Source organism: Derxia lacustris (genome assembly GCF_002105195.1).
In the GTDB taxonomy this organism is placed as follows: domain Bacteria; phylum Pseudomonadota; class Gammaproteobacteria; order Burkholderiales; family Burkholderiaceae_E; genus Derxia; species Derxia lacustris.
Window position 1 is genome coordinate 91698 of the sequence record NZ_MUHU01000009.1, and the last position, 13882, is coordinate 105579.

The 13882-nt window shown below is 67.4% G+C and carries 16 protein-coding genes; 8 read left to right on the top strand and 8 right to left on the bottom strand.

Annotation, left to right across the window (positions count from 1 at the left end; translation table 11 throughout):
• Positions 1–18: 18 nt before the first annotated feature.
• Positions 19–1227: an acyl-CoA dehydrogenase family protein gene (locus B9P64_RS09955; RefSeq protein WP_085316090.1), complete on the top strand. Its 1209-nt coding sequence runs from the start codon at positions 19–21 to the stop codon at positions 1225–1227.
• A 52-nt stretch (positions 1228–1279) separates the two neighbouring features.
• Here B9P64_RS09955 and B9P64_RS09960 read toward each other — a convergent pair whose 3' ends face one another.
• From B9P64_RS09960 to B9P64_RS09970, 3 genes are all read right to left on the bottom strand, one after another.
• On the bottom strand, positions 1280–2350 hold the full coding sequence (locus B9P64_RS09960; RefSeq protein ID WP_085316091.1) for a porin: 1071 nt from the start codon (positions 2348–2350) through the stop codon (positions 1280–1282).
• Positions 2351–2573: 223 nt separating this feature from the next.
• Positions 2574–3680, bottom strand: coding sequence for a sigma-54 interaction domain-containing protein (locus B9P64_RS09965; RefSeq protein ID WP_085316092.1), 1107 nt, complete (start codon positions 3678–3680; stop codon positions 2574–2576).
• A gap of 25 nt (positions 3681–3705) precedes the next feature.
• Positions 3706–4959 carry an acyl-CoA dehydrogenase family protein gene (locus tag B9P64_RS09970; protein WP_085316093.1) on the bottom strand — a complete coding sequence of 418 codons (1254 nt, stop codon included), beginning with the start codon at positions 4957–4959 and terminating at the stop codon, positions 3706–3708.
• A gap of 193 nt (positions 4960–5152) precedes the next feature.
• On the opposite strand from B9P64_RS09970, the gene B9P64_RS24340 reads away from it, so the two are divergent.
• Together B9P64_RS24340 and B9P64_RS09975 are read left to right on the top strand one after the other, a co-directional pair.
• A complete protein-coding gene (locus B9P64_RS24340; protein ID WP_139826250.1) occupies positions 5153–5383 on the top strand; it encodes a hypothetical protein in 231 nt (76 codons plus the stop codon).
• Positions 5380–6774: an LLM class flavin-dependent oxidoreductase gene (locus B9P64_RS09975; RefSeq protein ID WP_085316094.1), complete on the top strand. Its 1395-nt coding sequence runs from the start codon at positions 5380–5382 to the stop codon at positions 6772–6774. Before B9P64_RS24340 ends, B9P64_RS09975 begins: the two co-directional genes overlap by 4 nt.
• 66 nt (positions 6775–6840) lie before the next feature.
• Here B9P64_RS09975 and B9P64_RS09980 read toward each other — a convergent pair whose 3' ends face one another.
• Complete coding sequence (locus tag B9P64_RS09980) at positions 6841–7023, bottom strand: hypothetical protein (protein WP_085316095.1); 183 nt, start codon at positions 7021–7023, stop codon at positions 6841–6843.
• An 82-nt stretch (positions 7024–7105) separates the two neighbouring features.
• Here B9P64_RS09980 and B9P64_RS09985 point away from each other — a divergent pair, with 82 nt between their 5' ends.
• Both B9P64_RS09985 and B9P64_RS24345 read left to right on the top strand, forming a co-directional pair.
• Complete coding sequence (locus B9P64_RS09985; RefSeq protein WP_139826251.1) at positions 7106–7402, top strand: hypothetical protein; 297 nt, start codon at positions 7106–7108, stop codon at positions 7400–7402.
• 253 nt (positions 7403–7655) lie between these two features.
• Positions 7656–8948: an SEL1-like repeat protein gene (locus tag B9P64_RS24345; RefSeq protein WP_139826252.1), complete on the top strand. Its 1293-nt coding sequence runs from the start codon at positions 7656–7658 to the stop codon at positions 8946–8948.
• A gap of 16 nt (positions 8949–8964) precedes the next feature.
• Here the strand turns inward: B9P64_RS24345 and B9P64_RS09995 are convergent, their stop codons facing one another.
• Positions 8965–9807 carry an anti-sigma factor family protein gene (locus tag B9P64_RS09995; protein WP_085316098.1) on the bottom strand — a complete coding sequence of 281 codons (843 nt, stop codon included), beginning with the start codon at positions 9805–9807 and terminating at the stop codon, positions 8965–8967.
• The gene (locus B9P64_RS10000) at positions 9804–10400 is read right to left on the bottom strand and encodes a sigma-70 family RNA polymerase sigma factor (protein ID WP_085316099.1); all 597 of its coding nucleotides are present in this window, start codon (positions 10398–10400) and stop codon (positions 9804–9806) included. The genes B9P64_RS09995 and B9P64_RS10000 overlap by 4 nt, the downstream gene beginning before the upstream one ends.
• A gap of 154 nt (positions 10401–10554) precedes the next feature.
• Here B9P64_RS10000 and B9P64_RS10005 point away from each other — a divergent pair, with 154 nt between their 5' ends.
• The 3 genes from B9P64_RS10005 to B9P64_RS10015 are packed head-to-tail and all read left to right on the top strand — an operon-like array spanning position 10555 to position 12135.
• On the top strand, positions 10555–11451 hold the full coding sequence (locus tag B9P64_RS10005; protein WP_085316100.1) for a metallophosphoesterase family protein: 897 nt from the start codon (positions 10555–10557) through the stop codon (positions 11449–11451).
• A gap of 4 nt (positions 11452–11455) precedes the next feature.
• A complete protein-coding gene (locus B9P64_RS10010; RefSeq protein WP_085316101.1) occupies positions 11456–11833 on the top strand; it encodes a cupredoxin domain-containing protein in 378 nt (125 codons plus the stop codon).
• Between the two features lie 11 nt (positions 11834–11844).
• Positions 11845–12135, top strand: a complete 291-nt coding sequence (locus B9P64_RS10015) for a high-potential iron-sulfur protein (protein WP_176256789.1) — start codon at positions 11845–11847, stop codon at positions 12133–12135.
• Positions 12136–12185: 50 nt separating this feature from the next.
• Here the strand turns inward: B9P64_RS10015 and B9P64_RS10020 are convergent, their stop codons facing one another.
• Positions 12186–13025: a DMT family transporter gene (locus B9P64_RS10020; protein ID WP_328589860.1), complete on the bottom strand. Its 840-nt coding sequence runs from the start codon at positions 13023–13025 to the stop codon at positions 12186–12188.
• A gap of 50 nt (positions 13026–13075) precedes the next feature.
• Positions 13076–13777: a glutathione S-transferase family protein gene (locus B9P64_RS10025; protein WP_085316104.1), complete on the bottom strand. Its 702-nt coding sequence runs from the start codon at positions 13775–13777 to the stop codon at positions 13076–13078.
• Positions 13778–13882: the final 105 nt, after the last annotated feature.

The window sequence follows — 13882 nt, forward strand, 5'->3', positions numbered from 1 at the left end:
TGAAGGAGCGAAGTTGTCATGAATGCACCCGACATCCGGGCCACGACGCCGCTCGACGCCGCCCCGGTCGGCGATCCGCGCGCCATCGCCCGCGAACTTGCGGCCGGTTTCGCGGCCACCGCCGCGCGGCGCGACGAGGCCGGCGGCAACCCCAAGGCCGAGCGCGATGCCCTGCGCGCGAGCGGCCTGCTGGCCCTCGTCATCCCGACCGAGTTCGGCGGCGCCGGGGCCGACTGGCGCACCGCGCTCGACACCGTGCGCGAGATCGCGCGTGCCGACAGTTCGCTCGCCCATGTCTACGGCTTCCAGCATCTGCTGCTCGCCACGGTGCGGCTGTTTGGCCGGCCCGATCAGTGGCAGCCGTGGTTCGAGCAGACCGCCGCCCGGCGCTGGTTCTGGGGCAATGCGCTCAACCCGCTCGACACGCGCACCGTCGCCACGCGGGTCGAGGGCGGGCGCGAATTCACCGGCCGCAAGAGCTTCTGCTCGGGCGCGACGGATGCCGACATGCTGGTCGTGTCGGCGCTCCAGGCCGACGACCGGCGCCTCGTCATCGGCGTGGTGCCGGGGCAGCGTGCCGGCATCGAGCTGCTCGACGACTGGGACAACATGGGCCAGCGCCAGACCGACAGCGGTTCGGCCGTGTTCGACCGCCTGCAGGTGGCCGAGGACGAGCTGCTGCTCCAGCCCGGGCCGCTCAGCACGCCGTTTGCCTGTCTGCGCCCGCTGATCGCCCAGCTGGTGTTCTGCAACGTCTTCCTCGGTCAGGCCGAGGGCGCGGTGGCGGCGGCGCGCGGTTATACCCGCGAGCAGACGCGGCTCTGGCCCGGCTCGCCGGGCAGCAGCGTGACCGACGATCCCTACATCCTTCGCCATTACGGCGAGTACTGGGCCGCGCTCGAAGCCGCGCGCGTGCTCACCGACCGCGCCGCCGACCGCCTCGATGCCGCCTGGGCCCGTGGCGACGCGCTCACCGAGGCCGAGCGCGGCGAAGTGGCGCTGGCCGTGGCCACGGCCAAGGTCACCACCACCCGCACCGGCCTTGAGCTGACCAGCCGCATCTTCGAGGTGGCCGGCGCCCGCGCCACCACCGCCGCGCTGCGGCTCGACCGCTTCTGGCGCAACGTGCGCGTGCAGACCCTGCACGACCCGCTCGACATGAAGCTGCGCGAGCTCGGCGACTGGGCGCTGAACGACCACTACCCCAAGCCGTCGTTCTATTCCTGAGCCGGCGGGCGCCGCATTGCGCGCGGCGCCCGCGTCAGCCGCGGCCTGCGTGTCAGAACGAATGCACCAGGCCGACGTAGCTGCCGATCTGGTGCGCGCCCAGGCCCGGCCGGTTGTCGGTGGTCTCGACCGAGAAGTTCGCCTGCTCGCTGTTGCGCACCGTGCCGACGGTGAAATAGGCCAGCGTGCGGACCGAGAACGCATAGTTCGCGCCGACCGCAAACAGGTTGGCGCTGCCGTTGTCGCGATCGAGCAGCACGCGGTAACCGGCGCCGATCAGCGTCACGCGCCGGGTCGCCTGCCAGTTCGCGCCCAGCCAGAAATGCTTGCCGCGCGACGGCGCGCCGGCGACCGCATCGGGCGCGCTCAGCTGCTCCCAGCCGCCCAGCAGCTTCCAGTCGGCCACGGTGACGGTGCCGCCGAGCGTCAGTTCGCGCGAGGTGTTGAACAGGTCGGTGTAGCGGCCGTCGGCATCGCGGATGGTGTCCCAGATGGCACGCAGCTCGGCGCCGCCCACCTTGTAGACGGCCGACACCGCATCGCGATGCAGCGCCGGATAGCTGGTCTGCTCGCCCAGGCTGGTCTGCACGCCCACTTGCAGGCCGGCGACGGTCGGGCTCTGGTACTCGACCAGGTTGTTCGGAATCTGCCAGTTGCGTCCGCGCACCAGCGTTGCGGTGCCGATGAACTGCTGGCCCGTCGGGTCGAGATACCAGACGTCGTTGCTGATCGACAGGTTCTTGCCCAGCGTCAGCGTGCCGTAGTCGCGGCTGGCAAGCCCGACATAGGCGCGGCGGTTGAACAGACCGTCGCCGTTGCCGATGCCCTTGGTCGCCTGGAAGCCGTTCTCGAGCAGGAACACGCTCCTGAGCCCGTCGCCCAGCTCTTCCTGGCCCTTGAAGCCGAGCAGGCTCGGGTTCCACTGGTTCGATGCGCCGCGCAGGACCGACTTGGTCGCCTTGCTGCCGTCGGCGCGCTCATCGGCGCGATTGATGAAGTCGACGCCGGCGACCACGCGGCCGTAGATCGTGACGTTGCCGGCCGATTGCGCGCAGGCGGGCGTGGCGACGGCCAGTCCGAGGCTGGCGGCAAGCGCAATCCTGAGCGAAAGGGAGTGAGACATGGCTGCATTCCTGAGTTGAAGATTGTTGAATTGGAACGGGTTGAAAACCCTTTCCATTTCGCAATCTCCATACCGCTGCGGAATGCGGCGATTCGGCGATTTCTGCCGTCTTCAGCCGGCGCGATTGCTGGCCGGACAGCAGTCGATCAGCGCCAATGCCGAAACTGGCGCAGGCCTTGACGCGACCGATTTGGCGCCGACCTGGCCGAATCGCCGGTGCCGACTATTTCAGCGCATCGATCTCGCCGAATTCGATCAGCCGGGCGCGCACGATATTGCGGCTCACGCCCAGCAATTTGGCCGATTGCACCTGATTGTGGTGACAGAACTCGTAGGCGCTGCGAATCACCGATTTCTCGATCAGCTTGTACAGGTCGGCCGGCATTTCCTCGTAGAGGGCACGCAGGGCTTCTTCGAGCCGGTCGAGGGCGGCGGCGGGTTTATCTACGCCCTCGGCTTGCGATTGCGGGCGTTGCAGGCTCGACAATGAAATGTCGTCGCGGCCGATCACATTGTCGTGGCAGATCAGCAGCGCGTGATGAATCACGTTTTCCAGCTCGCGGATATTGCCGGGCCAATCGTGGGCGAGCAGTACCGATTCGGCCTCGGCGGCCAGCCGGGTTTCGCCGTAATTCATGCGCCGGCCGTATTCGTCGATGAAATAGCGCGCCAGCGGCAGGATGTCGCCGCGCCGTTCGCGCAATGCCGGCAGCGCCAGATGCGCGACCCGCAGCCGGTAGTACAGGTCCTCGCGGAACTGGCCCGCGCAGACGGCGCGTTCCAGGTCGGTATTGGTGGCCGCAATCAGCCGCACATCGATCGGCACCGGCCGGCGCGCGCCAAGACGCACCACTTCGCGCTCCTGCAATACGCGCAGCAGTTTCACTTGCAGATGCAGCGGCAGATCGCCGACTTCATCCAGAAACAGCGTGCCGCCATTCGCGGCTTCGAACCAGCCGGCCTTGGCGGCAAATGCGCCCGTGAATGCGCCTTTCTCATGGCCGAACAATTCGCTTTCGACCAGCGTTTCCGACAGCGCGCCGCAATTCACTGCCAGAAACGGCCCCTGATTGCGCGCGCTGAGGGCATGGATATGGCGTGCGATCAATTCCTTGCCGGTACCGGTCTCGCCGATGATCAGGGCATTGGCATTGCTCGGCGCAATCATGCGGATGCGTTCGAGCAGCGCCAGCGACTTGGCATCCTCGAATATCTGGGCGCTGGCCTTGATCGGGCGCGCAGTGGCAACGACCTCGGGCAGGGTGAGCACCGGCCGCGATTCGGCATGCCAGTGCGGAATCGTGAACGGTGGCAAGGCGAGATTTTCCATCGGAGGCACCTGGAGGCGGAGCGGATCAGGAATAGAAACTCGGTGCCGGCAGATGGGACTTGAGCGCCCATTCACCGAGTTCACGAATCTTGTATTGCACCGGGTCGTGCAGCGTGTGGGTACGCAGGTTTCGCCAGTGGCGATCGAGGCCGAGGCCGGCATGGGTCGAGCGGGCGCCGGTCACCTCGAACAGGCGGTTGCAGATGTCGAGGCCGGTGCGGGTGGCAGCCACCTTGGCGGTGGCGATCGAGACGGCGAGCGTGCCGCGTTCGTCGGCCGTCAGCGCCGTGCCGCGCGCGAGCGCGAGGTCGAGCTGCGCGCCGGCGCGGTCGGCCAGCAGCCGCAGCGATTCGAGCCCGACGAAGAACTCGCCGAAATGCGCCAGCACATAGGGATCGTCGTCGGCGCGCTCCAGCCCGGTGACATGCCAGGGCCGCGCTTCGCGCAGGGTGTACTCGCGCGCCTCGTTGAAGGCGCCCTCGGCAATGCCGACGTAGATGTTGGTGAGGATGAGCTGGGCGATGAGCGGGCGCAGACAGGAGCGCGGCGTGGTCAGCGGCCCCGGATCGAGCAGCAGTTCGGCGTCGTCGACGCGCACGCGCTCGAAATCGACGCTGCCGCTGTCGGTCTGGCGCTGGCCGATGTTGTCCCAGTCCTGGATCACGGCAATGCCGCTGCGTCCGGTGGGCACGGCGGCCACGACGAGCGAACCATCGGTCTCGCGATGACCCGAGACGATGAGCATCTCGGAGTCGAGCGCGCCCGAGCAGAAGCTCTTGCGGCCCGAGAACTCGCTCCAGCCGTCGAGCCGCCGGCAGACGGTGCGGCGGTCGAGCGGGTTGAGCGCATTGCCCCAGAACCAGTCGTGCCGCGCGGTGTGGCGGAACCACTGTTCCCATTGCTCGGGCCGGGCAAACAGCTGGGTCGTGGCCAGCATCAGGTGATGAAACGCAAACACATGCGCGACCGAGCTGTCGACGCGCGCAAAGCGGCGCACGACGTCGAGCACCAGCTTCCAGTCGCCGCCGAGTCCGCCGAACGCGGTGGGGATGCTCAGCGCGAGCAGCCCGCTGCGGCGCAACTGGTCGCGCTGGAGCTTCGGCGTGCCGCCGAGCAGGTCGCGCGACGGCGCGGTTTCGGCAAAGCGGGCGACGAGCTCGTCGACCACGCCGTCGACATTGGCAAGGCCATAGGCGCGGCTGGCCGGCGCAGCGTTGTGCAGAGGCGCTTCGGGCTGGCCAGCAATGGTGGCAAGGGCGCTGGCGATCGGGGGCGGCATTGGAACTCCGGCTTTTTCGAATTGGAATGGGATGGCAAGGCGACCCCTGCCATGTCAGCAGGGGGCGTGCCAGCGAATTGCGGCCCGGCAAGCAGGATTTGCTGCCTGCCGGACAGGCCTGCTGCTGGAAAAGCAAATCGCGAGCCCTGAAACTGCTGGGAATGCATCAGTTCTGCCGTCCTGCGTCTGCGCCATGCATGCCATTCCGCAATCTGGCGATGACGGACGGAGTTTCACCGGTCTTGAACGGCATGTTGCTGCTTCAGCAGCAAGCTTGCTGCCGCAGCAGCCGTTTTTTGCCCGTTCATTCCCGCGGTTATTTATTTCCAATGCGGTAGCCGGGGAATTGAATTGCAACGGCACGAATGCTGCTGAATCGGGCGGGCCCTTATTCCTCTCGCCTTTTCCAGAAAAGCCATCATGAGCAAGACCCTCCGTTTCAATGCCTTCGAAATGAATTGCGTCGGGCATCAATCGCCCGGTCTGTGGGCGCATCCGCGCGACCGGGCCTGGCAGTACAAGGATCTGGAGTACTGGACCGGACTGGCGCGCACGCTGGAACGCGGCATCTTCGACGGCGTGTTCATCGCCGACGTGCTCGGCGTCTACGACGTCTATCAGGGCAGCGCGCGCAAGGCGATCGAGCAGGGCGTGCAGATTCCGGTGAACGATCCGCTCCAGCTCGCCGCGCCGATGGCGCTGGTGACCGAGCATCTCGGCTTCGGCATCACCTCGTCGATCTTCTTCGAGCATCCCTATCCGTTCGCGCGCCGACTTTCGACCGCCGACCACCTCACCGGCGGCCGCGTGGGCTGGAACGTGGTCACGTCCTATCTGGAGAGCGGCTCGCGCAATCTGGGCTCGACCCAGGCCCGCCATGACGACCGCTACGACGTGGCCGACGAATATCTGGAGGTGCTCTACAAGCTGTGGGAAGGCAGCTGGGAGGACGGCGCAGTGCTGCGCGACCGCGAGCGGCGCGTGTTCGCCGATCCGGCCCGGGTCCACGAGATCGGGCACAAGGGTCGGCATTACGAGGTGCCGGGCTTTCATCTGTGCGAACCGTCGCCGCAGCGCACGCCGGTGCTCTATCAGGCCGGCGCGTCGTCGCGCGGCCAGCGCTTTGCGGCCGAGCATGCCGAGTGCGTGTTCGTGGCCGCGCCGACCAGGCCGGTGCTGAGGAACTATGTCGCCGACATCCGCCGTCTGGCGGCACTGGCCGGGCGCGATCCCAAGAAGCTGCTGATCTACACGCTGCTCACGATCATCGTGGACGAGACCGACGCGAAGGCGCAGGCGCGCTTCCAGGACTATCAGCGCTACGTGAGCTACGACGGCGCGCTGGTGCTCATGTCGGGCTGGACCGGCATCGACTTCGGCACCTATGCGCCGACCGATCTGGTGCGCAAGGTGGACACCAACGCCATCGTGTCGGCCGTCGAGACGCTGTCCGAAGGCGATCCCGACAAGCGCTGGACCATCGAGGAGCTGGCCGGTTTCGGCGGGATCGGCGGACTGGGCCCGGTGTTCGTCGGCTCGCCGTCCACCGTGGCCGACCTGCTGCAGCAGTGGGTCGAGGAGACCGATGTCGACGGCTTCAACCTGGCCTACGCGGTCACGCCCGAGACCTTCGAGAACGTGGTGGGCCTGCTGGTGCCGGAGCTGCAGAAGCGCGGCGTCTATCCGGATGCCTACGCGCCCGGCACGCTGCGCGAAAAGCTGTTCGGCGCCGGCGCCCGGCTTGGCGCCGAGCATCCCGCGGCGCGCTATCGCGACATCGAGGCGGTCAAGGCGGCCGCCGCGCAAGCGCGCTGAAGTCGCGGTCCGGCCGGTGCGAATCGCATGCGCGGCAGCGTGCCGCATCGACCCCGAACGCTCCGCTCACGCCTTCGCGGCCGCGCACCGGGGCGTCCGCGCGCGATTTCCGCTCAGCAGCGCATCGAGGTGATCGGGCGCGAAGGCGTGCAGCGCATCGCTCACGCAATGCCAGCTGCGCGGCGCGGAAAACGGCTCCTCGCCCGTGGGCGGAATGTCGGTCGCCAGCTGGGCCGGGCGCGCGCGCATGGTCGATTACCCAGGGATGGATCCCGCTGGCCTCGGCCCAGTCGAGTAATTCGCGCGGCGACGCCTTGAGATGGACATGGCCATGCGGCCGACCAGCGCGCTCGGCATCTGGCGCGCGAGTGCCGTGTCCTGCGCGCGATTGCCGACGCCGATCGATGTTGAGTTCGTCGATGGACAGGATGAATTCGCGCTCGCGCACGATCACGGCCGGCGGGTAGAAGCGGCTCACGTTGCAGTCGATCCGCGGAATGCCGATCAGGTCTTCGGGTGCCGGTTGCAAGCCGAGCAGCGAGACGCATTCAAGCCCAAGCGCCTGCGCAAGACTTTCCGCCGGCGATGTGGAGGGCTGGAAACGCCGATTGCGTGGTTGCCGGATTGACAAATTGCCTTGAAATCGATTGCCAATTTTGCGCAGCTATTCATTTTATTGCCGTTTGACTTTCATCGATTCGATCATTGGGGCGCGGACATTCATGCCGGATGCGTTTTCCGACAGGTTTTCACTTGGTCGAAAGTGTCCTTCAATGGGGAATTGCTGGACTGGCGCGGCGATTCATTACACAGTTGCGTGATGGCAGTCATTCGTGACGTGGCCTCGACATCAATTTGAAGATCGCATTGGATTGTTGAAAATGACTGGATCGGGCGGCATGCGCAAATGGATTCTGGCGGGCTTGGCAGGCGTAATGATGACTGCATCGGCAATGGCGACGGAGCGAGAACAGTTCATCGATCTGTTTCTGTCGCCGAGATTGATACATGCAAACATGCGGGCGGAAATTGCATTCAGCGCTGCCAATACTGTGCTTGCCTACAATGGATTTTCCTGGCTGGGAGCGAAGACTGCCGAACCCGCCACATTCACCGATCGTGATCTGAAAAGAATCATTCAGGAGATAGACCGCATTTCGGCCACCTACGCCAGTGCAGTCGATCCCGATCAGCCGGAGGCGCTCCGGCTGGTGGTCGACAAATTCAAGGGTGATATCGAGGCAGAGTGGGCCGATTTTTACCGGCCCGGCAGCGAGCACAATCAATTGGCCGTCGACAATCGGTCATTCCTGATTTCGGCAGCCCTGCTGCCGATTTATCGCGAACTCCTGGCAAAGCTGGCCCCGGATACGATAGGCCCCTATCCCTTCCCGGATACGATAGGCCTCTATCCCTTTGTGCCGCGCAATACGACGAACGAACTATACGGCCCCTTGGCGCTGGACTTCACCCAGCCAAACAGGCTCGAAATACATTCGGTGCTTTCCGGTCGGGCTGTGGAATTGATAGCAAACGGCAATCAACTGCGTCAACAGGAGCAACAACTGCGGGATCGTGGTCAGGCCTTTGGTGCAAGGAACAAATACAGATACATTCTTCAGCTCTGGGACAATTGGTTTTACGACGTATCGAGTGGCGTTCGGCGCCAATGGATTGACGTCATGCGTACCCGAATCGATGTTGAAAAAGCCAAGTCGGAAATAGCGATGCTCGGCAAACGCGTGCAAATGCTTGCCGATCCCTACAAGACCGGGCTCTGCTACGCCATGGGACTTGACGATGAATCGCTCAGGGCCAGTCAGGGCGACTGGACTCGGGTAAGGACCCGGGCCAATAAATCGCTCAACAACAGTTCCTACGAAGTCAAATGGGTGGTCGAGGCCTATGCGCAGGGCTGCTATGTCAAACAGGATTTTTCGATGGCGCGCAGCATCCTGGAGCGCTGGGCCGAGGCGCATCACGACCAGGGCAAATTGACTGAATACACGCATTGCAAGCTGGCGCTCTGGACACGCCATGGCGTGGGCGGCAAGCGTGACAGCAAGCTGGCAGACCAATGGGAACGGCGCGCCTACGAGCAAGCCGAGGTGACTTGCCAACATCCGCCCGAATCGCTGATCGATCCGCGCGATCCCTGGGCCGATCTGCACTGAGCAGGTTGCGCTGCTGTCAGTCGTCAGCTAGCCGCGCCACCAGCCGCCCGAACTCCTCGCGATTGAGGTCGGACACGACCCAGTGCGCCATGCCGCCGCGAGTCCAGCGCGCGAGGCGGAAGCCGCGCTCCTCGCTGAACGCGGGCGCGCTGTCGGCGCCGCGCTCGGGCCACAGATAGGCGTCGACCGCATGCCGGCCCTGGCGATAGGCGAGTGCCGCCACCTGTCGGCCATTCACGTAATCGAGCCGCCCGCCGAGGAAGACGGTGTCGGGCAGCAGCCGGTCGGGCACCGGCGGCGAGTAGTCGAGGCGCGCCGACAGCCAGGGCTTGACGGTGTGATGGTCGGACGAGGCCACGTCGACCGCGCGGTCGGACAGCGTGGCGCGCACATGGCTCGCGACGATCTCGTCGCCGAGGCGGTCGTCGGCGCGCCCGCCGACCAGCGCGAGATTGACCGCCAGCGTGAGCGTGGCGAGCACGCCGCAGGCCGAGACGAAGGGGCGCCAGGCAAACCAGCGCGCGAGCCAGCCGCGCAGCGCGGCGGACGCGGGGCGGGCGCTGGCCGGCTGCGCTTGCGGGACGGGTTGCGGGATGCGCTGCGGCGCGGCGGCGTGCTCGGCGCTTGCCGCCGCCGTCTGCGCCGCCAGCATCGCGCCGAGCCGCCCGCGCAGCGCAGCGGGCGCTACGTGATAGTCGGCACGCGCGCGCAGCCCGTCGCGCAGCGCGCGCAGCGCCTCGGCCTCGGCGCGCAGGCCGGCATCGGCGGCGAGCAGCGCCTCGATCTCCAGCCGGCGCGCGAGGTCGAGTTCGCCGTCGACGAAGGCGTTGAGTTCTCCGGCGGTCGGATGACGGCTCACGATTGCTTTCCCTTGCTGGCAGTGCCGACCGCATGCAGGCGCGGCCGGGCATCGGGTTCGAGCGCGGCGCGCATCAGCAGGCGCGCCCGCGACAGCCGCGACATCACGGTGCCGATCGGCAGGTCGGCGATGGTGGCGATTTCCTTGTACGACAGGTCCTCGAGTTCGCGCAGCACCAGCACCTCGCGATAGGCAATGGGCAGCTCGGCCAGCGCGCGGTTGATGCGCGCGCGGTCGGCGCTGCGCAGCGCGATGGCCTGCGGCTCGTCGGCGGCCGGCGCCGGCAGCTCGCGCCAGTCGGCATCGGCCGAGTCGTCGAGCGCCACGGTCTCGGCCGGCCGGTTTTCGCTCAGCCACGAGAAGCAGGTGTTGCGCACGATCTGCAACAGCCAGGCACGCGCGTTGTCGCCACGAAAGCCCGCGAAGTAGCGCAGCGCGCGCAGCGTGGCTTCCTGCACCACATCCTCGGCATCGCTGTCGTTGCGCGTGAGCCAGCGCGCCAGGTTGTAGGCGGCGTCGAGATGCGGCATGGCCAGCAGCTCGAAGCGGCGCAGGTCGGTCGGATCGATCACGTTGAGGTCCCGGTCATCCATGCACAACCTCCGGCCGGCGCGGTTTATTCCCGCGCGGCATTTCTTTTTGTGGATGGCGTTTTGGCGGGAATAGCCGGCGGGCCCGGCCGGTACTGCATGGGGAACCCGCCGGGCCGCCCGCACGCGACCCGGTCCCTTCGACCAGGAGCATGCGATGAGCACGATCGACAGACGACAGTTTCTTCAACTCGCGGGCATCGGCGGCGCAGTGTTCGCCTCGGGCCTCGGCCGCACGGCGAGCGCGATGCAGGCGATGGCCGGCAGCGAAGATTTCTTTTTCGTACAGCTTTCCGACACCCACTGGGGTTTCGAGGGCGCGCCCAATCCCGATGCGCGCGGCACGCTGCCCAAGGCCATCGACGCGGTCAATGCGCTGGCCGCCAGGCCCGACTTCATCATCTTCACCGGCGACCTGACCCACACCACCGACGACCCGCGCGAGCGCCGCAAGCGCATGGCCGAGTTCAAGGAGCTGGCCGCCAAGCTCGACGTGAAGACGGTGCGCTTCATCCCCGGCGAGCACGACGCCTCGCTCGACAACGGCAAGGCGTTCAAGGAGTTCTTCGGGCCGACGCAATACAGCTTCGATCACAAGGGCGTGCATTTCATCGTGCTCGACAACGTGAGCGATCCGGGCGCCCAGCTCGGCGAGGCGCAACTCGGCTGGCTGGCCGACGAGCTGAAGGCCCAGCCCGCCGACGCGCGCATCGTGGTGTTCGCGCACCGGCCGCTGTTCGACCTGTATCCGCAATGGGACTGGGCCACGCGCGACGGCGCGCGCGCCATCGAGCTGCTGTCGACGCATGCCAACGTCACCGTGTTCTATGGCCACATCCATCAGGAGCATCACCAGATGACCGGCCACATCGCGCATCACTCGGCCAAGTCGCTGATCTTTCCGCTGCCGGTCGCGGGCTCGCAGCCCAAGCGCGCGCCGCTGCCCTGGGATGCGGCCGAGCCCTATCGCGGCCTGGGCTTCCGCGAGGTGACGGCCAAGCCGGCGGCGCCGGCCTATGCGCTGGCCGAGTTCCCGGTCGTGGCTAAGGGCTGAGGCGATGGACGACATCAACACGCTCGCGGCGCGCCGGCGCCTGCTGCAACTGGCCGGGCTGCTCGCGCTCGGCGGCGCGACCGGTGCGGCGTTTGCCGCGGCCAAGCCGCGCGTCATCAACGTGGTGGCGAAGAAGTTCGACTTCGTGCCGTCGGAGATCCGCGTGAAGAAGGGCGAGGCGATCACGCTCAAGCTCACCGCGCCCGAGGTGCCGATGGGCATCAACATTGCCGACTTCGGCGTGCGCGCCGACATCGTGCCGGGCAAGCCGACGCTGCTGAGCTTTGTGACCGACAAGGCCGGCAGCTTTCCCTTCCTGTGCGACGTGTTCTGCGGCAGCGGCCATGAGGACATGAGCGGCACGCTCATCGTCAGCGAATGAAGGCGCCGAGCATGGACAGTTCTCATGACGAAGGCCGGCGCAAGGCATTGCGCGCCGGCGTGACGGCAGCGGCGGGCCTGGGTCTGGCGCTGCTCGCGACGCGGGCCGGTGCGCAGGCGCCCAAGCTGGACAAGGCGGCGGTCAAGTACATGGACGCGTCGGCGGTCGAAGGCAAGGAGTGCGACGACTGCAGCCAGTTCGTGGAAGGCACGGGCGGCGCGGCCGGCAGTTGCCGCATCGTCGCCGGCGCGATCAGCCCGAAGGGGCATTGCATCGCGTTCTCGCCCAAGCCCAGGCGTTGACGAAGGGCGGCGGATCGCGGCGGCGCGCGCTGCCCGATCCGCCGCCCGCATCAGTGCGCCGACGCTGGGCGCACCAGCACCAGCGCAATGCCGCCGAGGATGGCGACGCCCGCCGCCAGCAACTGCGGACCGGGCAGTTCACCGAGCAGCGCCACGCCGCCGAGCGCGGTCAGCACCGGCACGCTCAGCTGCACCGTGGCGGCGGCCGATCCGGTCAGATGCGGCAGCGCCGCGTACCAGAACACATAGCCGAGACCCGAGGCCAGCGCGCCCGAGGCCAGCGCCAGCGCCAGTCCGGTTCCATCGATGGAAAGCCGCGCGCCGAAGGCTGCGACAAGCGCGAGCCCGGCCAGCGCGGCGCGCGCAAAGTTCATCGCGCTGGCGGCGAGCGGATCGCGTGCCGCGCGGCCACGCAGCGAATACACCGCCCAGGCCACGCCGGCGCCCAGCATCAGCAGCGCCGGCCCGGGCGGCGGCGCGGCCCAGCCCGGCAGCAGCAGGACGGCGAGGCCGGCGAGCGCAAGCCCGAGGCCGCTGCGCTGGCGCGCGCACAGCCGCTCGCCGCGCCACAGGCTGGCGCCGATCATCGTGGCCTGCACCGCGCCGAACAGCAGCAGCGCGCCGGTCGCGGCGCCGAGCTGCGCATAGGCAAACGAGAAGCCGGCGGCATAGGCAAACAGCGCCAGCGGCGACCACCAGCGCGCCAGCGCCGGACCGCAGTCGTGCGCGGCGCCGGCAGGCTGGCCAGCCCGGCGCTGCCGCCATGCCGCGAGCAGCATCAGCATGGCCGCGCCCGACAGCAGCCGCAGCGCGGTGAAGCTGGCCGGGTCGATGGCGGTGCGCAGCAGCGCGGCGCGACACAGCAGCGAGTTGCCCGCAAACGCGAGCATGGCGGCAGAGGTCGGCAGCCAGACGCGGCCGGTCGCGGCGCGCACCGGCATCAGGCTTGGGCCGGATAGTTCGACGGATAGAGCGCGCGGCGCGCGTCCTCGTCGATCTCGGTCTTGAACGCATGGTCGGCGCCGATGGCGCGCGCGCGCGTCACCGCCGGCCGTGCGTCGATGGCGCGGAACCAGCGTTGCAGCTCGGGGAAGGGCGCGAGCGGAGCGTCGCCGCCGAGCACGAAATTCGCGCGATCGATCCAGCCCCAGGCCGAGATGTCGGCAATCGTGTAGTCGGCGCCCACGATGAACTCGCGTCCGGCCAGATGCGCGTCGAGCACCGCGTAATGCCGCTCGGCCTCGCGCCGGTAGCGGTTGATCGCATAGGGCAGCGGCTCGGGCGCCGCGCGCTGGAAATGCACTGCCTGGCCCGAATAGGGGCCGATGCCGGTCGCGATGAACATCAGCCAGGACAGCAGCTCGGGCCGGTCGGCCGGCGTGCCGAGCAGCTGGCCGGTCTTCTCGGCCAGGTACAGCAGGATGGCGGTGGAATCGAACACGCGCGCCTCGGCGCCGCCGGGGCCGTCGGTATCGACGATGGCCGGCAGCTTGCCGTTGGGATTGATCGCGCGGAAGGCCGGCAGATGCTGCTCGCCCTTGCGCGTGTCGACCGGCAGCAGCTCGAAGGGCAGGCCGGTCTCGGCCAGGAACAGCGCGACCTTGAGCGGATTGGGCGTGGGATGGAAGTAGAAGCGGATCATGGCGTGCTGCCCTTTCGTCGAGTTTTAAAACGGACGTTCAAGAATAGCGGCGAAATGTGGCCGACGCATGGCCGACAGGCGCGGTGGCCCGGCGTCCGCGAGAAC